Raw genomic sequence first — 25484 nt, forward strand, 5'->3', positions numbered from 1 at the left:
TTTTTATACTTGATATACATTTTCAACAGGAAGGATGAAACATCATGTATGGTCCATACATATTTTTAGTTATTCTTTTGGCGATAGGGATATTTGCGAAAAACAGTTCCCTTACATTTGCAGTTCTTTTTTTGCTTGTATTTAAAATTGTCGGTTTAGATGGAAAAATGTTCAGTTATATTCAGTCTAAGGGGATTAATTGGGGTGTTACGATTATTACCATTGCTGTATTAGTGCCGATTGCCACAGGCCATATAGGGTTTAAGCAACTGACGGAAGCAATGAAATCGCCGTATGCCTGGATTGCTATGTTATCTGGAATAGCCGTTGCATTAATTGCGAAGAATGGTGTGCAGCTTTTGGTAAGTGATCCTCATATTACGGTGGCACTCGTTTTTGGAACGATCCTAGCTGTCGGTCTTTTTAATGGGGTAGCAGTAGGTCCATTAATCGGAGCTGGGATTGCATATCTTGCCATGCAGCTTATTGATTTTTTCAGATAATTATTAAGATAAAATACTTTTGGATTTTTATAAGGTGTTTTTGTTTCACAAATTTTAAATAATTGTTTATAATTGAAAACAGGGCATAGATTTCACAGATTTGTAAAAAATTTCTTGTGAAATCTATTGTTATTCTGAGCAATCGTTCAACGAGGGAGATGCTGGGTGAAATTTACGCTCTTATGATAACGCTTACTTACAAGTAAGAGATATAAATGTGATGAAAGCATATAGGCAATACATACATTACAGTGAAGCGGTAACCCAATTCGTCAACCAAAATCAGGAACATAGGGGAGATTTCTAGCAAAGGAGAGAAAAACCATGTCTGTTACAAAGGGTCTTGAAGGAGTAGTGGCTACATCATCTTCAATCAGTTCTATTATCGATGACACATTGACATATGTCGGTTATGATATCGATGATTTGGCTGAAAACGCAAGTTTCGAAGAGGTTATTTATTTGTTATGGCATCGCAGATTACCCAACAAGCTAGAATTGGAAGATTTGAAGAATCAACTTGCTGCAAATGCAGGACTTCCTAATGAAATGATTGAACATTTCAAAATGTATCCGATTGATACGATTCATCCAATGGGAGCATTAAGAACAGCTGTATCTTTATTGGGGTTATATGATGAGGAAGCCGATATTATGGATGAAGAAGCAAATTTCAGAAAAGCAATACGTTTGCAAGCTAAAATCCTATCCATTGTGACGGCTTTTTCACGCATTCGTAAAGGCGAAGAACCTATTGCGCCACGTAAAGATTTTGGCTATGCACAGAATTTTCTTTATATGCTGAATGGCAAAGAACCTGAACAGATTGAAATTGAGGCATTTAACAAAGCATTAGTTTTACATGCGGACCATGAATTAAATGCATCTACATTTACTGCGCGTGTATGTGTAGCTACATTGTCGGATATTTATTCGGGTGTCACAGCAGCAATTGGTGCCTTAAAGGGACCATTGCATGGCGGGGCTAATGAAGCAGTTATGAAAATGCTATCTGAAATAGGCTCTGTTGAAAATGTTGATAGCTATATAAGTAATAAATTAGCAAATAAAGAAAAGATAATGGGCTTTGGACATCGTGTCTACAGAAAAGGAGATCCACGTGCAAAGCATCTTCGTGAAATGTCCCAAAGACTCACGAACTTAACGGGTGAACCGAAGTGGTTTGAAATATCTTCCAAAATTGAAGAGCTAGTTACTTCAAAAAAACCGCTTCCTCCAAATGTAGATTTTTATTCTGCTTCTGTATACCACAGTCTGGGGATTGATCATGATTTATTTACACCTATCTTTGCGGTTAGCCGTATGTCAGGATGGATTGCCCATATTCTGGAGCAATATGAAAACAACCGATTGATTCGCCCGCGTGCTGAATATGTGGGACCAGGAATGCAAAAATATATACCAGTTAATAATCGTTAATAAGAGGTCAAATTATCTGAAAATTAATAGTAGGATGATTTGTTAATTAACTTCTGGATAGTTATACTTAAATTTATAGATTTAGAGAAAAGGTTAGCTGAAACGGACTGTTTCACTAACCTTGTATATTGATGTTGGAGGGGATTTGAATGAGTATGGGAGAAAAAATCACAGTTGTCGATGGAGTACTGCAAGTGCCAAACCAGGCGATTATACCATTTATTGAAGGGGATGGAACAGGTCCTGATATTTGGGCAGCTGCATCAAGAGTGTTGGAAGCGGCAGTAAACAAAGCATACAATGGGGAAAAAGAAATAGTTTGGAAAGAAGTACTTGCTGGTGAGAAAGCATTTAATCAAACAGGAGAATGGCTTCCTAAAGAAACGCTTGACGTTATTAAAGAATATTTAATCGCGATTAAAGGACCGCTTACAACACCGGTTGGCGGAGGTATTCGTTCTTTAAATGTAGCTTTGCGCCAAGAACTTGATTTATATACTTGCTTGCGCCCGGTTCGTTATTTTAATGGAGTTCCATCACCGGTTAAAAGACCACAGGACACGGATATGGTTATCTTCCGTGAAAATACAGAAGACATTTATGCAGGAATTGAATATGCAAAAGGATCTGATGACGTTAAAAAATTATTAACCTTCCTGCGTGAAGAAATGGGTGTTTCCAAAATCCGTTTCCCTGAGACTTCCGGACTTGGAATCAAGCCGATTTCTGAAGAAGGCACAAAACGTCTTGTCAGAGCTGCACTTAATTATATAATTAAAGAAGGACGTAAATCCCTCACGCTTGTTCATAAAGGAAATATCATGAAGTTTACAGAGGGAGCCTTCAAAAACTGGGGTTATGAAGTTGCTGAAGAAGAATTCGGTGATCAAGTATTCACTTGGGCACAGTATGACCGCATTAAAGAAGCAGAAGGTACAGAGGCTGCAAACAAAGCACAGGCAGATGCAGAGGCAGCTGGTAAAATTATTGTTAAAGATTCCATTGCAGATATCTTCCTGCAGCAAATCTTAACAAGACCAAGAGAATTTGATGTAGTTGCAACCATGAATCTAAATGGAGATTATATCTCTGACGCTCTTGCAGCACAGGTTGGTGGAATAGGTATTGCGCCTGGTGCCAATATCAACTATGTTACAGGCCATGCAATTTTTGAAGCAACACACGGAACAGCACCTAAATATGCTGGTCTTGATAAGGTGAATCCTTCATCAGTAATCCTATCAGGTGTATTGATGCTTGAGCATCTGGGCTGGACTGAAGCTGCTAATTTGATTACACAATCAATGGAAAAAACGATAGAAACAAAAGTGGTTACATATGACTTCGCCCGTTTAATGGATGGAGCGAGTGAAGTGAAATGTTCTGAATTTGCTGATGAGCTCATAAAAAATATGGATTAATAATTCACGAAAGGGGTAATCTCGAAAAAGGTTACCCCTTTTAAAAACTGGGGGTAAATTCGAATGGTATTTAACCGAAAAAAAATATCTGTCATTGGCAGTGGTTTTACAGGAGCAACGACCGCGTTTCTTTTAGCTCAAAAAGAACTTGGGGATGTAGTGTTGGTTGATATTCCGCAATTGGAAAATCCCACAAAGGGCAAAGCTTTAGATATGGCAGAAGCAGGCCCTGTAATGGGATTTGATGCATCCATTACTGGAACATCAAATTACGAGGATACAAAGGATTCTGATCTGGTTATTATTACTGCAGGAATTGCGCGTAAGCCAGGGATGAGCCGGGATGATCTAGTTCAAACGAACCAAAACATTATGCGCTCAGTAGCTAAAGAGATTGTAAAATATTCTCCTGACAGTTATATTATTGTTCTTACTAATCCAGTTGATGCAATGACCTATACGGTATTTAAGGAAACCGGATTCCCCAAAAATCGTGTGATCGGTCAATCGGGTGTATTGGATACGGCTAGATTCCGTACATTTATCGCTCAGGAATTAAATTTGTCAGTTAAGGATATAACAGGTTTTGTGTTGGGTGGACACGGCGATGATATGGTACCACTTGTTCGATATTCATATGCTGGCGGCATTCCTTTAGAAGCTCTTCTGCCAAAGGAACGTCTAGAGCAAATAGTCGAACGGACGAGAAAAGGCGGCGGAGAAATTGTTAGTCTTCTTGGTAATGGAAGTGCATATTATGCCCCTGCTGCTTCACTTGTAGAAATGGCAGAAGCTGTATTAAAGGATCAGCGGAGAGTGATTCCTGCAATAGCCTATTTGGAAGGTGAATATGGATATAGCGGAATATACTTAGGTGTTCCAACTATTTTGGGGGCAAATGGCATAGAGAAAGTAATTGAGCTTGAATTACTTGATGAAGAAAAAGCAGCATTGGATCAATCTGCTGAAGCAGTTCGAAACGTTATGTCTGTACTTGCTTAATAGTCTTATTATATAAATCGGAGAGTATTACTTTCCGATTTTTTTTTGCATTTTCCAGGAGAGACTATATGGGGGTATCCCAAATAATGCAATCGGTTAGTGACGTATCCTAGACTACCCAAAAGCGTATGTTCATATATAATGGTTAGTATAGTGAAAAAATAGCAGGAGGGGCCAATGAGTAAAAAAGTCCTTGTAGTGGAAGACGAACAATCAATTATTACCTTACTAACCTATAATCTGGAACAAGCCGGCTATCAGGTTATTAAAGCAATGGATGGTGAGACAGGTAAAAGAATGGCTATAGCTGAGTCACCAGATATCATTATTCTAGATTTGATGCTGCCTAAACTGGATGGCATTGAGGTATGTAAAATCTTGAGACAAAATAAAATTATGACTCCAATTCTTATGTTAACAGCAAAGGATGAGGAATTTGATAAAGTACTTGGGCTAGAATTGGGAGCAGATGATTATATGACAAAGCCATTTAGCCCGAGAGAAGTTGTGGCCAGAGTGAAGGCTCTCCTTAGGAGAGCTGGGATGGGAAATTCCGGGCAGGATACTTCTTTAGAAAAACAAGAAACAAGCAATTTGAGAATTGGAGAGTTACAAATATATCCGGACAGATATGAAGCATATATGAGAGAGGAGTTACTTGAGCTAACTCCGAAGGAATTTGAGCTGTTAGAGTATCTTGCGAGGAATAAATCCAGAGTTCTGACAAGAGATCAGCTCCTTAATGTGATATGGAACTATGATTTTGCCGGAGATACTCGAATTGTCGATGTCCATATTAGTCACTTGCGTGAAAAAATTGAACAAGATACGAAAAAGCCTGATTATATTAAAACCGTACGCGGGTTGGGATATAAACTTGAGGAACCAAGGCAATGAAAAAGTTCAAGCTTAAAATAACTGCAGAGATAGCAGCCATCACTATTATTATACTTCTATGCTTTGGTTTGTTAATTGGGAAATTACTTCTTTATTATTATGATAAGTCTGTAATGAATCACCTTAAGGAAGAAGGGCAATTGGTAACTCTATACCTGGGTGATGCTGATAACGGCAATGATTTAGAGATGAAGTCTAATAAGTTGAACAATCATTTGCGCTCATCCTTTCTAATCATGAATAAGGAAGGGCGTATCCTGTATAAAACAGACAAGCCTTCGGGCTGGAAAAACTGGGATGATTCAGCATCCCTTACAGAATATATGGGAGATATAAGAACGGACAAGCAAATAGGAAAGAAATCCGATATCAGAACAGGGCCATCCTATTACTATATGGACGATTATTCGTTGGATACTGGGGAAACAGGCCATTTCATATTGGTTTCAAATGAAGATTCCTCTCTATATACAAAAGTATGGTTTATACTCTTGGGCTGTTTGGGATTCGCCTGTGTGATGATCGTCCTGTTTGTATTTCAGTTAATCAAGAAGTTTGCGATTCCTATAGAAAGTGCTACAAAAGCTGCTCTGGAATTAACGAGAGGTAACTATCGGGCCCGTTCTTATGTCGGTAGAAATAATGAAAATGGAATTCTTAATCATTCTATTAATACTGTTGCCCGAAATTTGCAGGAAATGAAAATTGCTCATGAAATCCAAAAAGACAGATTGAGTACACTGATTGAAAATATGGGTAGCGCCCTGTTATTAATCGATGATAAAGGGTTTATCAGTATGATTAACCATGCCTATATTGATCTTTTCAAGGTAGAGGAAGAAGAATATTTATCTGAACTCTATTATAAAGTGATCAAACATGAAGAAATTAATGCGATTATTGAAGAGATCTTTATGGCTGAACAAAAATTAAAGAAACAAATCGTATTGACGATTGGAATTGAGCGGAAGAATTTTGAGGTATACGGTGCACCAATTATGGGACCTAAGGGAGAATGGAAGGGTATTCTACTTGTTTTCCATGATATCACTGAGCTAAAGAAATTAGAGTCAGTAAGGAAACAATTTGTTGCCAATGTGTCTCATGAACTGAATACACCGGTTACATCTATTAAGGGATTTTCGGAAACGCTCCTTGATGGAGCCATGCATGATCCGCAGGCATTAGAGCACTTCTTATCTATTATTTTAAAGGAAAGCGACAGGCTGCAGGCTTTAATAAAGGAATTACTGGAGCTTTCAAAAGTGGAGCAACAAGGCTTCCGGCTCGATATACAGGAAATTGATATTGTTCCTGTTTTATCCGATACGTATGCCATGCTTGAGAAAAAAGCATCGAAGAAACATATTCAGTTCGAGATCCAGGATTTTAAAAAGCCTATTATGTGTGAAGCAGATACATTCAGGCTTAAACAAGTATGCCTTAATCTTGTTAGTAACGCGATTTCCTATACCCCGTCATATGGGAAAGTACAAATAACTGCAAAAGAAGAATCTGATAAAATTTATATTGCTATCGAGGATACCGGAATTGGCATAGAGGAAAAGGAGTTTCCTCGTATATTTGAAAGATTTTATCGAGTGGATAAAGACCGTAGCCGGGAATCAGGAGGAACGGGATTGGGACTTGCAATAGCTAAGCATATTATGGAGGCACATGAGGGAGAAATAACGGTAGAAAGCCAAAAGAATGTAGGAACCACTTTTACAATCATACTTCCTAAATACCAGGCCAAGCATACATAGGCCTGATGACTTCCAGCTTAAAAGAGTCCTATGACAAATCCAAACCGGTGTAATTGAATAAATAGAACTGAACCGTCATTTTTCTTTCAAACTCTAGTCATGATAAAATAGAGTGGATAAGTGAAGTGACGGTTTTTATCAGGCCTGAATCAGTAAAATGTCTCAAATCCTGATAAAAGCATTTATAAGGCACACCTGTTATGATGAATGATTCGGTGGCCGTATTTAAATTATGCTATATGTTAATGAAAATATATATATGGATACTGGAGGTAACCATGAAGAAAAAATTGATTTTAATCGATGGAAACAGCATTGCCTATCGGGCGTTTTTTGCATTGCCATTACTGAATAACGAGAAGGGTGTACACACAAATGCCATCTATGGTTTTGCGATGATGCTCAACAAAATCATTTCAGAGGAAAATCCTACTCATATATTAGTTGCTTTTGATGCCGGGAAAACAACGTTCAGACACAGTACATATAAAGAATACAAAGGCGGACGTCAAAAGACGCCACCTGAATTATCAGAGCAATTTCCTTTTATTCGAGAATTACTGGATGCATACGGAATCTCTCGCTATGAGTTAACGAATTATGAAGCCGACGATATTATCGGAACACTTGCTCTTGAAGCTGAAAAAGGGGATTATGAAGTACAAATTATCTCCGGCGATAAAGATTTAACCCAGCTTGCTACGGATAAAACGACTGTACGTATTACCCGTAAAGGGATTACGGATATGGAGGATTATACACCGGAGCATATTCGTGAAAAGTATAACTTAACGCCGAATCAAATAATTGATTTAAAAGGATTAATGGGGGATGCTTCAGATAATATTCCTGGAATCCCGGGTGTAGGTGAGAAAACTGCCTTAAAATTGTTGAATCAATTTGGAACAGTTGAGAAGGTAGTGGCTTCCCCTGATGAAATCAGCGGAAAAAAACTAAAAGAAAAAGTGGAAGAATTCAAGGACCAAGCTATTTTAAGTAAGCAGTTGGCAACAATTGAAACAAATGCTCCAATTGAGGTAGAGCTTGAATCAATTGATTATGCGGGTGCAGACCAGGAAAAGCTGCTGTCTATCTATAGGGAGCTTGGATTTGCAACCTTAATTGAAAAAATGGAACCAGCTGCAAAAGAAGAGATGGCCGTCCTTGAAGAGATTGACTATAAGGCAGTGGAAGAAGTGACGGAAGATATGCTGACAGCAGAGTCCTCACTCTATCTAGAACTACTTGATCCGAATTATCATACTGCAAAAGTAATTGGCATAGCTATTTCAAATGAAAATGGAACATTCTTTATCGATAAGGACAAGGCTGCAGGATCCCCTCTTTTCAAAGAGTGGGCAGAGAATCCTGAATATAAAAAAACAGTGTATGATGCCAAACAAAGTATTGTGGCATTAAGCCATGATGGGATTGCTTTAAAAGGAATTGAATTTGATGTTTATCTGGCATCCTATGTTTTAAATCCAGCTGAACCGGATGTTGATATGGCGGATCTTGCTAAAAAACATAATGCCGGACATATTCAAACAGATGAGAGTTTTTATGGAAAAGGAGCGAAACGTTCAATTCCGCCGGTTGCTGAATTGGGTGAGCATATTGCCCGGAAAGCTTTATCGTTAACACTGATTAAGGAAAGCCTGGAAAGACAGCTGGAGGAATTCAATCAAATAGGATTGCTGCAGGATCTAGAACTGCCGCTTGCTCTTATCCTGGCTGAAATGGAAATTACGGGTGTGAAGGTCGATGAGAACCGTTTGAAAGAAATGGGAGCTGAACTTGCAGGCAGATTAAAGGACATCGAAGCTAAAATTTATGAAATGGCCGGTGAATCCTTTAATATTAATTCACCGAAGCAGCTTGGAGTTATCCTGTTTGAAAAATTAAATTTACCTATTATTAAAAAGACGAAGACAGGCTATTCCACATCAGCAGATATACTTGAAAAATTAGAGAGCAAGCATAGTATTGTCCGGGAAATTCTTCATTATAGACAGCTGGGGAAATTGCAATCAACCTATATTGAGGGACTTTTAAAAGTTATACATGATGATCAGAAGGTTCATACGAGGTTCAATCAGGCATTAACTCAAACTGGACGACTTAGTTCAACAGACCCTAACCTGCAAAATATTCCGATCAGACTTGAAGAAGGCAAAAAAATCAGACAGGCTTTCGTTCCATCTGAAGAAGGCTGGGTCATTTTTGCGGCTGATTATTCTCAAATTGAACTGCGTGTTCTGGCCCATATAGCGGGAGATGAAAACCTGATAGATGCCTTTAACTCAGATATGGACATCCACACAAGAACGGCTATGGATGTATTTCATGTGGATGCTGATCAGGTGACATCAAATATGAGAAGACAGGCTAAAGCGGTGAACTTTGGAATTGTGTATGGTATCAGTGATTATGGACTATCGCAAAGTCTTGGAATTACCAGAAAAGAAGCTGGAATCTTTATTGATCGCTATTTAGAGAGCTTCCCTGGTGTTCAGCAATACATGAAGGATATTGTAGAAGAGGCGAAGGAAAATGGATATGTAAGTACTTTATTGCAGCGCCGAAGATATATACCTGAAATTAATAATCGGAACTTCAATGTTCGTGGTTTTGCAGAAAGAACAGCTATGAATACACCAATTCAGGGCAGTGCTGCAGATATTATCAAATTGGCGATGATTCGAATGAATGCCAGATTAAAGAAAGAAAATTTACAGACTAGAATGCTGCTTCAGGTGCACGATGAATTGATTTTTGAGGCGCCACCTGAAGAGTTGGATATATTAAAGAAAATTGTTCCGGAAGAAATGGAAAATGCAATTGAATTAGCGGTTCCATTAAAAGTGGACTATTCTTTTGGCAACACCTGGTATGATGCTAAATAGGAATAAAAGGGGTGAAAAGGTATGCCTGAATTACCTGAGGTCGAAACAATCAGAAGGACCCTCGAAGTTTTGGTACTTGGAAAAACAATTGATGATGTGGATATACGCTGGGCAAAAATTATAAAAGAGCCGGATGATGCTGAACTGTTTCGTATGCTTTTAAAAGGGCAAACCATTCATGAGATTGGGAGGCGAGGTAAATTCCTGATTTTCCATTTAGATGATTACAGTCTTGTTTCCCATTTACGGATGGAAGGGAAATACGGTCTTTATGATGAAACGGAACCGGCAGATAAGCATACGCATGTTATATTCAAATTTACGGATCAAACGGAATTGAGATACAGAGATGTCCGTAAGTTTGGCACGATGCATCTGCATACAAAGGGGACAGAATTGGAAGTATTGCCACTTTCAAAAGTAGGACCTGAGCCTTTTTCAGATGAATTTACACCAGATTACTTAAGCACAGCACTCAGTAAGACAAATCGTTTTATAAAAACGGTATTATTGGATCAAAGAGTAGTTGCAGGTCTTGGTAATATCTATGTGGATGAAGCATTGTTCCATTCCGGTATCCATCCTGAACGGCCGGCATCCACATTGACAAAAGAGGAAATAGAAAAACTATATACATCCATTAAGGAAACTCTTGCTACCGCCATTGAAAAAGGTGGAAGTACAGTACGATCCTATGTGAATTCACAGGGCCAAATCGGCATGTTTCAGCTCGAGCTGTTTGCATATTCGAGAAAAGGACAGCCTTGTAAAATTTGCGGAACAAACATGGAAAGAATTATTGTTGGAGGCAGAGGGACCATCTACTGTCCTGAATGTCAGCCATTAGCCTAACTGAATATGAACATAAGATGGGCTCCTTTCATATAGTAGGGTATTGATTATGGAAAGGAGTCCCTATGAAATGGAGCACATAGCATCAATAGTATTATTGGCATTGGCAGTGAGTCTGGATAGTTGCGGTGTGGGAATAACCTATGGAATGCGAAAAGTAAGTATACCGATTCGCTCCATCATCATCATTGCCGGTTGCTCTGCATTAAGCCTAGCATTCGGTATGTTAATGGGATCGTTAAGCGAGCATTTGATGGCACATTCCTGGACCGGTAAGCTAGGAGGATTTATCTTGCTGGTGCTTGGAATTTGGACACTTTCAAGTTACTTCAAGCGAAATGAAGATAATTGTCCCTATGTGGATGAAAGAACCTTATTCCAATTAGAAATAAAGTCTATTGGGCTGGTTATTCATATACTTAAAAAGCCATTAAGTGCAGACTTTGACCGTTCCGGGACCATTACTGGATTAGAGGCTTTCTTTCTAGGATTAGCCTTATCATTAGATGGATTTGGAGCTGGAATAGGTGCTGGTATACTTCATTATCCCCTGTTTATTCAGGTGACTCTCTGTTTTGGTATGAGTGCTTTATTAATGACTGTGGGTATAAAAGCGGGAAAATATCTGCAGGATTCCATTATGGCAAAGGTCTTTTCATTTATTCCGGGTTTAGTACTTATTTTTCTTGGGTTAACCAAAATAATTTAATAGGGAATGGAATGCTATGGGGAAAATATTCGGAGTTACAGGAGGGATTGCCAGTGGAAAGAGCAGCGTCAGCAAATGGCTCATTTCCAAGGGTTACCCTGTTATTGATGCAGATATCGCAGCAAGAAAAGTCGTCGAGCCTGGTATGCCAGCATTAGAGGAAATTAAAAATGTATTTGGTCAGGATATTTGTTTACCTGATGGGACATTAGACCGAAAAAAATTAGGTTCCATCGTATTTTCAAACTCTGAAAAACGGCAAATGTTAAATGGAATTGTTCATCCGGCAGTCAGGAAATGGATGATGGAAGAAACGGAGAAAGCGTTACACCAGGAGAAAGAACTCGTTTTCATGGACATTCCCCTATTGTTTGAAAGTAATTTGACTCATATGGTAGAGGGTATTATTCTTGTGTATGTAAAGCCCGAGGTCCAGTTAAAGAGATTAATGGCGCGGGATCATTTTACTGAGGAAGAAGCACTTGCGAGAATACGAGCACAAATGCCAATTGATGATAAGAAAAAATTGGCCGATTATATTGTTGACAATAACGGAGAATTTTTTGAGACGGAAGAGCAACTCATTGATCTAATTAAACAATTGAATGTATAACCAATAAAAAGGCTATCTGAGGGATAACGACCCTGGGATAGTCTTTTTTTGTATAAAATTCCATTTAATTTGGATAATTTGGGTATTTAAACCATGCAGCATTTTATTCAATGTGTTATACTAATTACATCATTTTTATAATAAGTATAACTTATATATAGGGGGAAGTTAAATGAGTGCAAGAGTTGCTATCAATGGGTTTGGCCGAATTGGCAGAATGGTTTTCCGAAAAGCAATATTGGATGAGCATCTTGAAATCGTAGCCATTAATGCTAGCTATCCGCCTGAAACATTAGCACATTTAATTAAATATGATACGAATCATGGTCCGTTTAATGGTGATGTACATGCTATGGATGATCATTTATTGATAAATGGTAAAAAAGTTCTTTTGCTAAATAATCGCAATCCTGAATTCCTGCCTTGGAAAAATCTTGGGATTGATATCGTAATCGAAGCAACTGGGAAATTTAATCATCGTGATCAAGCAGCTCTTCATTTAAATGCCGGTGCAAAACGAGTCGTTTTAACAGCTCCCGGGAAGAATGAGGACGTCACGATTGTAATGGGTGTTAACGAGGATACATTGGATATCAATAAACACCTTGTTATTTCTAATGCATCCTGCACAACTAACTGTCTCGCTCCTGTTGTAAAAGTACTCGATGAACAATTTGGAATTGACAATGGTCTTATGACAACCGTTCATGCATATACAAATGATCAAAATAATATCGATAACCCGCACAAAGATTTACGCAGAGCTCGTGCCTGTGCACAAAGTATCATACCTACCACAACTGGAGCAGCCAAAGCACTCTCACTGGTGCTTCCTCATTTAAAAGGAAAACTCCATGGTATTGCGTTGAGAGTACCAACTCCAAACGTCTCTTTAGTTGATTTGGTAGTAGATTTAAAAAGAGAAGTTACTGTTAATGAAATCAATCAAGCGTTTAAAACAGCAGCTGAAGGATCATTGGCCGGTATTATCCAATACAGCACAGAGCCGCTTGTTTCGATTGATTTTAATACGAATCCACATTCGGCTATTGTAGATGCACTCTCAACAATGGTGATTGGTGCAAATAAAGTGAAAGTGCTTGCCTGGTATGACAATGAGTGGGGATACTCATGCAGAGTGGTAGAATTAGTAAACCATGTGGCACGCCTTCTTCAGGAGGATAAGGTGAAAGTAAGTTAATAATAATAAACAATATCTATTACGGTCTGGCTGTCTTTCTAAAAAAAGGCGGTTCAGGCCGTTCTTTGATTCATATTCTAGAATAAACTAAGAAAAACAATTAATGTACATTTAGTGGTAATTATTAACTAATATTGAATTGTATGATTGCTTTTGAAATATAAACCATATATACTAAATGTCGTAAACTTCATCATCCTGGCAGTACTACTTAAAGGGTTAGGACCTCTCAGGACTAACTTTCCCCCGTGGTAGTAAAGGCCAGAAACGAAGATAATTATAATTCGTTTAAATGCTAAAGGGGGAATTGAACATGCATACAATAGGTCGTCATGTCATTTCTGAATTATGGGGCTGTGATTTATCTAAATTGAACGATGTTAATCAGATTGAACAAATATTCGTGGACGCTGCTTTACGATCTGGAGCTGAAGTTAGAGAAGTAGCCTTCCATAAGTTTGCGCCACAGGGAGTAAGCGGAGTAGTCATTATATCTGAATCACATTTAACCATTCATAGTTTTCCGGAACATGGTTATGCGAGTATTGATGTATATACATGCGGTGACTTAGATCCTAATGTGGCTGCTGATTTTATAGCTGAAGCCTTAAACGCTCAGGTTAGGGAACACATTGAAATCCCGCGAGGCATGGGTCCGGTTGCTGTCAGCCATGTTCTTGCTAAAGCATTATAAATAAAAAATATTAAAGAGATGTCCTTTTGTGTTGACTCAAAAAAGCTAGATTCAAACTCTAACTTTTAGGGGTGCAGTACATATGCATCTCTTTTTTTTGTGGCAAACGTCTTTTACTTGCCCATTATTTACTTTTCTCCGATAGTATTGGCCGTATCATAGATAAAAAATAGCATTTTATGCAAACAGACTTGTCCTATTCGATTTGTTTTAATAAGATAGAACTATAGAAAAGGACGGTGCTAATCTATGATATGTCCAACGTGCCAACATAATGGGACAAGAGTGCTGGATTCCCGCCCTGCGGATGAAGGACGTTCAATACGTAGAAGAAGAGAATGCGAATCCTGTAGTTATCGTTTTACTACATTTGAAAAGGTAGAAGAAATTCCGCTAATTGTGGTAAAAAAAGATGGCGCACGGGAAGAATATAGCAGAGAAAAAATCCTAAGAGGTTTAATCCGAGCTTGTGAAAAGCGTCATGTTGCTCTTAAAGAACTGGAAGAGATTGCAACTGATGTTGAAAAAGAAATAAGAAATCAAGGATTTTCTGAAATAAAAAGTGATTTAATAGGTGAAATGGTTATGGATAGGCTGGCTGAGTTGGATGAAGTGGCCTATGTCCGTTTCGCTTCTGTGTATCGTCAATTTAAGGATATAAATGTCTTTATTGACGAATTGAAAGAATTAATGAAAAAAGAGGATTAAGTAGAGCTGAAGACAGTTTCTTTAGCTCTTTTTTCAACTATAAAAACCCGAAGTACGAAAGGTTTGTAGACAATGCAATTTTCATGGAAGTTTGTAAATCCTAAAGACAGATATGTTGTACTATATAAAGAAAAGCTATCAGAAATGGACCATAAATCGATTCAATATTTATATCAGCCACTTGTAGGAGGATTGGCTGTTTCTTTGTATATGACCTTATTAAACGAAGTCAATACAGGTAACATGTATTCCAGACAAACGACACATCGTTGGTTAATGGATGTACTTGGTTTACCTTTGGATGAGATATTTCAATACCGAAAAAGGCTTGAAGGAATCGGGTTATTAAAAACATATAAAAAAGCAACTCCGGAAGGTAATGTTTTTATATATGAGATTCTTTGTCCTTTAAGTCCGGATAAATTTTTCCATGATGATTTGCTGCCTATTTATCTGAAGCAAAAACTAGAAGAGAGACATTACGAACGGCTGCTCACGATGTTTGCGGATAAACGTATACCGGATGATTATGAGGAAATAACACAATCGTTCAATGAGGTGTTTGCATCTGAATTTCGCAATCCAAAAGAAATCATCAGCTCGGAAACTGATCAAAACATGCAATTCTTCTCAAAGGACCCACAGGGATATAGCCATAATTTAATGGAGCAATTTGATTTCGAGTTATTATTTGCGACGGCTAAAAACAGCTTTATATCGAGAAAAGCGTTTACTCCAAATGTGATGGAATCCATCGCGATGCTATCGTATTTATATAAAATTAATGTAATGGATATGAGCAAGTTGATTTTACGCTGTCAAAATCAACATAATGAAATTGATATAGACGAACTTAGAAAATGTGCAAGGGAGTTTTTCCACATCAATCATGGTGAAGAAATGCCGACACTGATTGAACAGAAACAGCCTGAGTATGAACGTACGATCATAGAACCTAAAACACCCGAGGAGCATTTGCTGTATACTTTTGAAACAACCTCTCCGTTGGAATTTCTAGTTAGCCTTTCGCAAGGCGCAATGCCTTCCGACAATGATCTGGCACTTGTAGAAAAGGTCATGGTCAATCAAAAGCTTCCTCCTGGAGTCGTTAATGTCCTTCTGCACTATGTCATGTTAAAATCAGATATGAAATTGCAATCAAACTATGTGGAGACAATTGCTTCGCACTGGGCGAGGAAAAATATCACCACCGTACGTGAAGCCTATGAAATGGCTTTGAGTGAGCATAAGAAATACCAAACCTGGGCTAATGAGAAAAAGACGAAAACAAATAAATCAACACGCCGCACATCGGGTAATGCGAGGAAGGAAATCGTTCCTGACTGGCTGGATGAAACAAAGAAGAAAGAGCCAGTTGCTCAATCCACCGAAATTGCTGAGCGGGTAAGAAAACTCAAGGAAAAATTGCAAAATGAAAATTCTAAATAAACAGGAGGTGTATAAGGATGAAAAATATACAGGATGCACTGAATCAGCTCGGGAAGCGTGAAAACTTTCAACAAAGATTGGATGAAATGAGAAATATTGTTTTAAAAGATCCTGATGTCCGTTTATTTATAAATGAACATAGCAGTCAGCTGACAAGCGACATGATTGAAAAAAGCATGAATAAGCTCTACGAGTTCTCCACTCAAACGAAGACATGTGACGAATGTCCTTCTTTATCTGAATGTAAAAATCTTCTTCAGGGTCATCATCCGCACCTGTTTATTCAGGGGAAACGGATTGATGTTCGGTATGAACCCTGTCATAAAAAACGCAGGCAGGAAGAGAAGAATCGATTACGTAAGCTGATCCGTGCCAGCCATGTACCAAAAGAAATTGTGGAGGCTTCTTTTTCTAATTTGATTTGGGATGAGTATACGACCGAAGCACGTGTGGAGGCAGTCGAAAAGGCAAAGAATTTTGTTGACTCATATATAAATGGTGCTGGTCATAAAGGGCTCTATTTATACGGTGAATTTGGGGTAGGTAAAACCTATTTGCTTGGTGCGATTGCAAATGCACTGTCTGAAGAGGGCGTTTCATCACATATTGTGTACTGGCCTGAATATTTAAGAGAATTAAAAGGGTCCTTCGCGGAAAATTCCTATAACCAAAAGGTGGATGCCTTAAAGGAAGTTCCTATTTTGATGATTGATGATATTGGAGCAGAAACGATGAGTGCCTGGTCGCGTGATGATGTACTGGGACCGATCCTTCAATATCGAATGCATGAAAATCTTCCAACCTTTTTCACCTCCAATTTTAACATGAAACAATTGGAACACCATTTCACGTATTCTCAGCGTGGAGATGAAGAACTGGTTAAAGGTAAAAGGATCATGGAGAGAGTCCGTAATTTAACGGAGCCAATTGAAATGGACGGAAAAAATCGTAGAGATTAAAGAGAATAAAAGGTTTGGCAAAGAGGCAGCTCGCAAAAAAGGGGCTGTCTCTTTTTAGATATTACTATTCCTTAATAAGCTAACAGACCTGGCATGAAATAAATTGACTGGAATTCATATGATATGTAGGCAATAGTACAGCGGCTCTGTACAGTCTGCCATGATGCTTTTATTTTACATCTAATTTTATCCATCCATTCTAAAGGGTTGCCATGTCCCATATACATAAAACTAGGAGTTCCGATAGTCTGGAGGGATAGGGTTGCTTACGATGTATTTTGATTCACAGGAAGAACAGGCTAATTGGCATGTTCGATTTAAGAACAGCGATTTTTTTATCCGACAGGCAATTCATTCTGTTCATAAGGATGGCCAAAAGTCTGTCTCCTTTCTTTGGGACCCGGATCAGGAGGAAATTTTTTGTCACGCACTCATTGATGCTTTATATACATTTTTCTCTACCTATCATCTGGAATGCAAAATTCGGGATGTGATTCGGGAACGCTTTTTATATGAGGATGAAGATGAAATTAGCCAGATTGCAGAAATCGCATTGCTCATGTGGGATGGTGAAGCTGCCTACTGCGGTAGCCATCACCTTTCAGAACAATTAAAAAAACAAGTCAAGTATCTCCTGCAGGAAGTAGTTAAACAAAGAATTGATTTTTCGTTTCGATCCTTATGGAATTTCCGTTTAAGGGATATCCATGAATCGCTTGTTACATTAGTTGGATTTGCGATTGATGAGTATAAGCTTGAGCAGGATTATCAGGAATTTATCTCTGTGCTAAGACGATTGATAGAGGAGCGGAATCCACAGATTGATGAAATTCATTTAGTTTATCATGAAGAATTTCAATTTTATAATCGATATTTTGAGCCAATTTCTAAACAAGATATTCTTAAAGTGATTGACCGTAAATTGATGGCTGAGAATCCTATGTTTATTGATTCAAACACCATTGCACCGCTGGTTTCCTTAGCACCGAAACGAATTCATATTTATGCGGATGATGAGGATAATCGTGTAATCACTACATTGAGGAAAATTTTCGAGGAAAGAATCCTTTTATTCCGAATCAGTTACTTCCATGAACAGGTTAAAAAGGTAGAAGAGCGTTCATAATGATAAAAGAATAGAAAGTGACTTGCTTTTGTCCTCATAAGCTTTTATAATAACCTACATACAAGTTTATAATTCGATAGGTTACGATAAGGACATGAGTGTTTTAAAAAGCTGTGAACAGAGAGGGAAGCCAGTGGCTGCAAGCTTCCTCATAGACTTGAAATGCTTACCGCCTTTGAACTTCAGCCAGGAAAACATATTTGGGTGATTATTGGCTGACGGGAACTCCGTTAAAAGATACAAGTGCCGGAAAAGCTGAACCATCAGCACCGGAATTTGGGTGGAACCGCGGGTTTGTTTAGTATACAATAGCTCGTCCCTTAATTTATCAGGGACGGGCTTTTTATTATGTAGAAAAAGGAGTGGCTCACATGGCTGAAATGATCAAAATTACATTTCCAGATGGCGCGGTAAAGGAATTTGAATCTGGAATTACAACTGAGCAAATTGCTTCTTCCATTAGTTCTGGATTAAAGAAAAAAGCAATTGCAGGAAAGGTAAACGGAGCATTATATGATTTGCGCCGACCAATTACAGAGGATGCGTCAGTAGAGATTGTGACTCCGGATCAACCGGAAGCCCTGGAGGTATTGCGCCACAGTACAGCGCATTTATTAGCACAGGCAGTTAAACGTATTTATAAAGATGTTAAATTCGGTGTAGGCCCAGTAATTGAAGGCGGCTTCTATTATGATATGGATTTAGAGAAATCCATTACACCGGAAGACCTTCCTTTAATCGAAAAAGAAATGAAGAAAATCATTAATGCGAATATTGATATTGTCCGTAAAGAAGTCAGCCGTGCTGAAGCGAAGCGTCTATTTGAAGAAATTGGCGATGAGTATAAGCTGGAATTGATTGATGCGATTCCTGAAGAGGAAACTGTAACGATTTATGAACAAGGTGAATTTTTTGACCTTTGCCGAGGTGTTCATGTACCTTCAACTGGCAAAATTAAAGAATTTAAGCTATTGAATATTGCGGGGGCCTACTGGCGTGGAGACAGCGATAATAAAATGCTTCAACGTGTGTATGGAACTGCATTTTTCAAGAAAGAAGATTTGGACGAGCATTTACGTCTGTTAGAAGAAGCGAAAGAACGTGATCACCGTAAAATTGGGAAAGAGCTTGATTTATTCATGAACTCTCAATTAATTGGACAAGGCCTTCCGTTATGGCTTCCAAAAGGTGCAACGATTCGCCGCGTCATTGAACGCTATATTGTGGATAAGGAACAAAAGCTTGGCTATGACCATGTGTATACACCAATCATGGGAAGTGTTGACCTCTATAAAACTTCCGGCCACTGGGATCACTATCAGGAAAATATGTTCCCAGTAATGGATATGGATAATGAACAGCTGGTTCTTCGTCCAATGAACTGCCCGCATCACATGATGATTTATAAAAACGATATTCACAGCTATCGTGAGCTTCCGATTCGGATTGCTGAATTGGGTATGATGCATAGATATGAAATGTCCGGTGCATTGGCAGGCCTGCAACGGGTACGTGGAATGACATTAAATGATGCTCACGTATTTGTACGTCCTGACCAAATTAAAGATGAATTCAAACGTGTTGTTACTTTGATTCTGGAAGTATATAAAGACTTCGGCATGGAGAACTATTCCTTTCGTCTTTCTTACCGTGATCCGGCGGATAAAGAAAAATACTTTGATGATGATGCAATGTGGGAAAGAGCTCAATCCATGCTGAAAGAAGCAATGGATGAGATGGGTCTTGACTATTTCGAAGCAGAAGGCGAAGCTGCTTTCTACGGACCTAAATTGGATGTTCAAGTTAAAACAGCGCTTGGAAAAGATGAGACTCTTTCCACAGTACAGCTTGACTTCTTGCTTCCTGAACGTTTTGACCTTACGTACGTTGGAGAAGACGGCAAACAGCATCGCCCAGTTGTTATTCACCGTGGGGTTGTTTCAACTATGGAACGTTTCGTTGCGTTCTTAATTGAGGAATACAAAGGAGCTTTCCCTACTTGGTTAGCACCAGTTCAGGTTCAGGTTATTCCAGTATCTCCGGATGTTCATCTTGATTATGCAAAAGAAATTGAAGCGAGCCTTCAACGTGCAGGTTTACGTGTAGAAGTAGACCTACGCGATGAAAAAATGGGCTATAAGATTCGTGAAGCTCAAATGCTAAAAATCCCTTACATGCTTGTGGTGGGAGATCAGGAACAAGAAAATGGTAATGTTAACGTTCGTAAGTATGGAGAACAGAAATCAGAGACTATGCCATTTGATGAGTTCTTGACTTTGATTAAAGGTGAATTGAAATAAAACTCTAGATGATAAGGGGCCTATCCGAATTTGGATAGGCCCTTTTTATTAAGAAACCAGCTTTTGTGGTGGATTATATTATAATTTGCTATAAAGAAGAGCGCCTATGCTCTTCGTTTTTATACTTAAATTTCAAGGTACCTTCATGATTTACCGGCAAACTTGAAAGAGGGTTAAAAGCTGGTTTTCCCCATTATCCTTATCCCCATGATGAACATCTATCTAATAATAATAAGATTACTGCAAACTCAGCCTCTAGGCATTTTTCGCCATTCTGTACTATATGTGAAATTTTTTACGATAATTAACAAACAATAATCTAATTTTGTCCTGATTTTTTCTTTAATTCACAGGGTGTTCACTCCTGATTTCCCTCTGTAAAATGGAAGAGAGCTAGTTGATACAAAAAAATGTAAGCGCATTAATTTTGTTCGACAGATGAAAGTTCTAATAATTTAGTAACAGGTAAATGCAATTGGCTCATTCTAATCAGATTACTCAAATTCGATTTTTTGATCTACTTTTTTAAAGAGGTATGCTGCAACTCAATTTTTGAAAAGGGTGATTATATATGAAATTTAGCAATGGGAATTGGCTGGATAAGGAAGGCTATCAGCTTCATTATCCAATGGAAGTCTACGATGTGGAAAAGGATGATAATAAACTATCGATTTTTGCTCCGTTTACAAAAATTCTACATAGAGGAAAAACATTGGACGGAGGGTTAATGACCATTGTTTTATCTTCACCTCTTGAGGATGTTATTTCTGTCAAACTGCTTCATCATATTGGAGCACCGATGAGAGGGCCGGAATTTGAACTGGCAAAACAGAATCCAGACGTTTATATAGAGGAAGCGGATGAAGAGATATCGTATCAGAGCGGAAATCTGCGGGCTTCTATTAGAAAAAAAGGGGATTGGAATATTGATTTCTTTTCTGGGGATGAACGAATTGTATCCAGTCAAAGTATGGGGATGAGCTATATTTTGACTGATAAAAAAGAGCCCTATATGCGAGAACAATTAACATTAGATGTTGGGGAATTAATTTATGGATTAGGAGAAAGGTTTACACCGTTTGTGAAAAATGGACAAACGGTTGATATATGGAATGAAGATGGCGGTACAAGCAGTGAACAAGCTTATAAAAATATACCGCTTTATCTAAGTAATAAAGGCTATGGAGTTTTTGTGAACCATCCAGAGAAAGTATCATTTGAGATTGGATCAGAAAAAGTCTCTAAAGCACAATTTAGTGTACCAGGTGAAAGTCTGGAGTATTTTATTATAAATGGATCGACAATGAAGGATGTACTAGAAAAGTATACAACTTTAACAGGGAAGCCAAGCCTACCACCGGCATGGACATTTGGTCTATGGTTAAGTACGTCATTTACAACAGATTATGACGAAGAGACTGTAAATCATTTTATCGATGGAATGCTGGAAAGAGATATTCCATTGGATGTTTTTCATTTTGATTGCTTTTGGATGAAGGAATTTGAATGGTGTAATTTTGAGTGGGATAAGCGCGTTTTTCCTGAACCGGAAAGCATGTTGAAAAGGCTGAAGGATAAAGGGTTAAAAATCTGTTTGTGGATTAATCCATATATCGGACAGAAATCTCCATTATTTAAAGAGGGACTGGAAAATGGTTATTTCATTAAGCGTAAGGATGGACATGTTTGGCAATGGGATAAGTGGCAGCCGGGGTTGGCGGTTGTAGATTTCACTAATCCTGAAGCATGCAAATGGTTTGAGGAAAAGCTTGAAGCTTTAATTAATATGGGGGTAGATAGCTTTAAAACAGATTTCGGTGAGCGGATTCCTACGGATGTTGTCTATCATGATGGTTCTGACCCGCAGAAAATGCATAATTACTATACGTATTTATATAACAAAATCGTCTATGAGTTATTAGAAAGAAAGCTTGGAAAGGGAGAAGCAGCTGTCTTTGCCCGATCAGCTTCTGTTGGAAGCCAGAAATTCCCTGTCCATTGGGGCGGAGATTGCTGGTCCACTTATCCATCAATGGCAGAATCATTACGAGGGGGCTTGTCTTTCGGCTTATCAGGATTTAGTTACTGGAGCCATGATATTGCGGGCTTTGAACATGGAGCTACACCTGATTTGTATAAGCGTTGGACTCAATTTGGCTTGTTATCCTCTCACAGCCGTTATCATGGTAATACTGAATATAAGGTTCCTTGGATCTATGATGAAGAAGCGGTGGATGTCACACGAACTTTTACAAAATTAAAAAATTCATTAATGCCTTATTTATACAGAATGGCACGTGAGTCAGCGGAAACCGGTGTTCCTATGATGAGGCCTATGATCCTTGAATATATGGAGGATGAATCGTGCCATTATTTAGATCGCCAATATATGTTAGGAGATTCTCTATTAGTTGCTCCAATCTTTAATGAAGATGGAAAAGTAACATACTATTTGCCAAAGGGTAAATGGACAAACTTCCTGACAAATGAGGTCGTCGACGGAGGAACATGGCAGGCGGAGGAACATGGGTATATGACATTACCATTAATGGCAAAACCAAACTCTCTTATTGCGGTAGGCTCTGTTGATTCTACAGCAGTTTATGATTATGCAGAGGAAGTAACTTTTCATTTATTTGAACTGGAAGAAGGTAAAACCGTAAACTCACATATCTATAACCAAAATGGTGAGAATGTGTGCAGGATTACGATTTCCCGCTCAGGTAATACGTTAATCGTAGAAGGGGAGAGAGTTTCCAAACCATATTCACTCGTCATTCGAAATAGAAAAAGCGTCTTAGCTGTTAAGGGCGGGGAAAGTATAGAAACAGAACAGGGTGTATGTATCCATCCAAATGAAAATAGGGTAGTGATTGAACTATGATTCACCAACAAATTAAAAAAATTGTTTATGGCGGAGATTATAATCCTGAACAATGGCCTGAAGAGATTTGGCAGGAGGATATGCGGATTACAAGACTCGCAGATATAGACATCATGACAATTAATGTATTTGCCTGGGCTATGCTGCAGCCTAAAGAGGATGAATACGATTTCTCATTGCTTGATAGAGTGATGGATTTGTTGGCAGAAAATAAGATTTATGCATGTTTAGCAACAAGTACGGCTGTTCATCCAGCTTGGATGGCCAGGAAGTATAATGATTTGTTACGTGTGGATTTTGATGGCAGAAAACGAAAATTTGGATTACGCCATAATTCTTGTCCGAACAGTTCTTCCTACCGCCACTTTTCAGCAAGACTAGTAGAGGAAATTGCTAAGCGTTATCAAAACCATCCTGCTCTCACACTATGGCATGTCTCTAATGAATATGGAGGGGATTGTTATTGTGAAAACTGTGAAAAGGCATTTCGAGTTTGGCTGAGAAGAAAATATAACACGTTGAATGAATTAAATCGGGTCTGGAATACACGATTTTGGGGACATACATTCTATGACTGGGATGAAATTGTCCTGCCAAATAATTTAAGTGAGCATTTAGGAAACTCAGATTACACAGCCTTTCAGGGGATTTCACTCGATTATCGCCGTTTTAACTCTGATAGTATGCTGGAATGCTATAAATTGGAATATGACATTATCAAAAAATACACTCCTGATATAAAGGTAACCACTAATTTAATGGGAACATACAAGCCGTTAGATTATCAAAAGTGGGCGAACTATATGGATATTATCTCGTGGGATAATTATCCTGAGGTAGGATCTCCGGTAAGTAAGGAAGCAATGCGGAATGATTTAATGCGAGGGTTGAAGCAAGGAGAACCGTTCATGTTAATGGAACAAACACCGAGTGTAACAAATTGGCAGCCATATAATGCGCTAAAGCGGCCTGGTGTCATGCGCCTGCAAAGTCTTCAGGCTGTCGCTCATGGAGCAGATAGTGTGATGTTTTTCCAAATTCGTCGCTCTATTGGCGCCTGTGAAAAATTCCATGGAGCCGTAATTGATCATGCCGGACACGAACATACACGTGTATTTAAAGAGTGCGCTGAGCTGGGGAAAGAATTGACTGCACTTGGGGATACAATTATCGATTCAAGAGTGAAAGCGAAAGTCGCGATTGTTTTTGACTGGGATAACTGGTGGGCCGTGGAACTTTCAAGTGGTCCAAGCAGAGATTTGAATTATGAACAAGAGGTATGGAAATTTTATCATGCGTTATTTGAGCAAAATATTCAGGTTGATATCATAGCTGAGAATGATGATTTTAACTCGTATGAGGTTGTCATTGCGCCCGTTCTCTATATGACCAAGGCTGGTTTTAAAGAGAAAGCGGAAGCGTTTACTGAAAATGGGGGTTCCTTTATCACTACTTTTTTCAGCGGCATAGTCGATGAACATGATTTAGTCATAGGAGGAGGATATCCAGGCCATTTGCGTCATTTACTTGGGATTTGGGTGGAAGAAATTGATGCTTTGCCGCCTGGAAAAACGAATCATATTTTAATGGCTTCCTCTCAAAAAGATATATACCAGCCATCCTATTCATGTTCATTGCTTTGTGATCTTCTCCACCTTGAAGGGGCTGAGGCATTAGCTTTCTATGGTGAAGATTTTTATAAAGGAATGCCAGCAGTTACTCGGAATCAATATGGTAATGGGTATGCCTACTATATTGCATCCAGTGTGGATCCTGAGTTTCTTCGTGATTTCCTGGCAAATGTATGCAGAGAGCGAAATGTGAAGCCGGTGCTTACTGCTCCAAAAGGAGTTGAAGTATCAAAACGCGAAAAGAATGGTGAAGAGATCATTTTTATATTGAACCATAATGAAAATGAGGAAATGATTCAGGTGGATGACTCCTATTTTGATTTGATTCATCAACGGGAATACTCCGGTTCAATAGCAATCTCAGGCAGAGATGTTGTTATTTTATCTAAGATTTAATGGAGAGAGGACAGGAAGCTGTCCTCT

At 38.6% G+C, this 25484-nt stretch carries 19 protein-coding genes; all 19 read left to right on the forward strand.

The features are described from left to right. The first annotated feature begins 44 nt into the window (after nt 1-44). The 19 genes from FHY45_RS19405 (at nt 45) to FHY45_RS19495 (ending at nt 25457) form a co-directional block, all read left to right on the forward strand. Nucleotides 45-503 (forward strand): DUF441 domain-containing protein, encoded by a 459-nt coding sequence (locus FHY45_RS19405; RefSeq protein ID WP_066108905.1) that lies wholly within the window; start codon nt 45-47, stop codon nt 501-503. Nucleotides 504-827: 324 nt separating this feature from the next. Next, nucleotides 828-1943 (forward strand): citrate synthase, encoded by a 1116-nt coding sequence (citZ, locus tag FHY45_RS19410; RefSeq protein WP_139892803.1) that lies wholly within the window; start codon nt 828-830, stop codon nt 1941-1943. Nucleotides 1944-2092: 149 nt separating this feature from the next. Continuing rightward, complete coding sequence (icd, locus tag FHY45_RS19415) at nt 2093-3364, forward strand: NADP-dependent isocitrate dehydrogenase (RefSeq protein ID WP_066108900.1); 1272 nt, start codon at nt 2093-2095, stop codon at nt 3362-3364. Nucleotides 3365-3427: 63 nt separating this feature from the next. Then, nucleotides 3428-4366, forward strand: coding sequence for a malate dehydrogenase (gene mdh / locus FHY45_RS19420; RefSeq protein WP_066108897.1), 939 nt, complete (start codon nt 3428-3430; stop codon nt 4364-4366). Nucleotides 4367-4543: 177 nt separating this feature from the next. After that, nucleotides 4544-5263: a response regulator transcription factor gene (locus tag FHY45_RS19425; protein ID WP_066108894.1), complete on the forward strand. Its 720-nt coding sequence runs from the start codon at nt 4544-4546 to the stop codon at nt 5261-5263. Then, entirely contained in the window at nt 5260-7029 is a 1770-nt protein-coding gene (gene pnpS, locus FHY45_RS19430; RefSeq protein ID WP_066108890.1) for a two-component system histidine kinase PnpS, read from the forward strand. The genes FHY45_RS19425 and pnpS overlap by 4 nt, the downstream gene beginning before the upstream one ends. A gap of 278 nt (nt 7030-7307) precedes the next feature. Continuing rightward, nucleotides 7308-9935, forward strand: coding sequence for a DNA polymerase I (polA, locus tag FHY45_RS19435; protein ID WP_139892804.1), 2628 nt, complete (start codon nt 7308-7310; stop codon nt 9933-9935). Between the two features lie 21 nt (nt 9936-9956). Further along, a complete protein-coding gene (gene mutM / locus FHY45_RS19440; protein WP_066108883.1) occupies nt 9957-10787 on the forward strand; it encodes a DNA-formamidopyrimidine glycosylase in 831 nt (276 codons plus the stop codon). Between the two features lie 70 nt (nt 10788-10857). Beyond that, a complete protein-coding gene (gene ytaF / locus FHY45_RS19445; protein ID WP_066108879.1) occupies nt 10858-11496 on the forward strand; it encodes a sporulation membrane protein YtaF in 639 nt (212 codons plus the stop codon). A 16-nt stretch (nt 11497-11512) separates the two neighbouring features. Next, the gene (coaE, locus tag FHY45_RS19450) at nt 11513-12109 is read left to right on the forward strand and encodes a dephospho-CoA kinase (RefSeq protein WP_139892805.1); all 597 of its coding nucleotides are present in this window, start codon (nt 11513-11515) and stop codon (nt 12107-12109) included. Between the two features lie 172 nt (nt 12110-12281). Next, the gene (locus FHY45_RS19455; protein WP_066108875.1) at nt 12282-13310 is read left to right on the forward strand and encodes a glyceraldehyde-3-phosphate dehydrogenase; all 1029 of its coding nucleotides are present in this window, start codon (nt 12282-12284) and stop codon (nt 13308-13310) included. A 313-nt stretch (nt 13311-13623) separates the two neighbouring features. Then, nucleotides 13624-14004: an adenosylmethionine decarboxylase gene (gene speD / locus FHY45_RS19460; protein WP_066108871.1), complete on the forward strand. Its 381-nt coding sequence runs from the start codon at nt 13624-13626 to the stop codon at nt 14002-14004. 249 nt (nt 14005-14253) lie between these two features. Beyond that, complete coding sequence (nrdR, locus tag FHY45_RS19465) at nt 14254-14712, forward strand: transcriptional regulator NrdR (protein ID WP_066108869.1); 459 nt, start codon at nt 14254-14256, stop codon at nt 14710-14712. Nucleotides 14713-14784: 72 nt separating this feature from the next. Further along, the gene (locus FHY45_RS19470; protein ID WP_066108866.1) at nt 14785-16161 is read left to right on the forward strand and encodes a replication initiation and membrane attachment family protein; all 1377 of its coding nucleotides are present in this window, start codon (nt 14785-14787) and stop codon (nt 16159-16161) included. A gap of 17 nt (nt 16162-16178) precedes the next feature. Next, the gene (gene dnaI, locus FHY45_RS19475) at nt 16179-17120 is read left to right on the forward strand and encodes a primosomal protein DnaI (protein ID WP_066108861.1); all 942 of its coding nucleotides are present in this window, start codon (nt 16179-16181) and stop codon (nt 17118-17120) included. A gap of 271 nt (nt 17121-17391) precedes the next feature. Next, nucleotides 17392-18246, forward strand: coding sequence for a putative sporulation protein YtxC (locus FHY45_RS19480; RefSeq protein ID WP_254654738.1), 855 nt, complete (start codon nt 17392-17394; stop codon nt 18244-18246). A gap of 371 nt (nt 18247-18617) precedes the next feature. Next, on the forward strand, nt 18618-20546 hold the full coding sequence (gene thrS / locus FHY45_RS19485; RefSeq protein ID WP_066108853.1) for a threonine--tRNA ligase: 1929 nt from the start codon (nt 18618-18620) through the stop codon (nt 20544-20546). A gap of 571 nt (nt 20547-21117) precedes the next feature. Continuing rightward, nucleotides 21118-23430: an alpha-xylosidase gene (gene yicI / locus FHY45_RS19490; protein WP_139892806.1), complete on the forward strand. Its 2313-nt coding sequence runs from the start codon at nt 21118-21120 to the stop codon at nt 23428-23430. Then, the gene (locus tag FHY45_RS19495) at nt 23427-25457 is read left to right on the forward strand and encodes a beta-galactosidase (RefSeq protein WP_066108847.1); all 2031 of its coding nucleotides are present in this window, start codon (nt 23427-23429) and stop codon (nt 25455-25457) included. Before yicI ends, FHY45_RS19495 begins: the two co-directional genes overlap by 4 nt. The last annotated feature ends 27 nt before the right edge of the window (nt 25458-25484 follow it).

The sequence above is a fragment of the Bacillus sp. D386 genome (genome assembly GCF_006346415.1).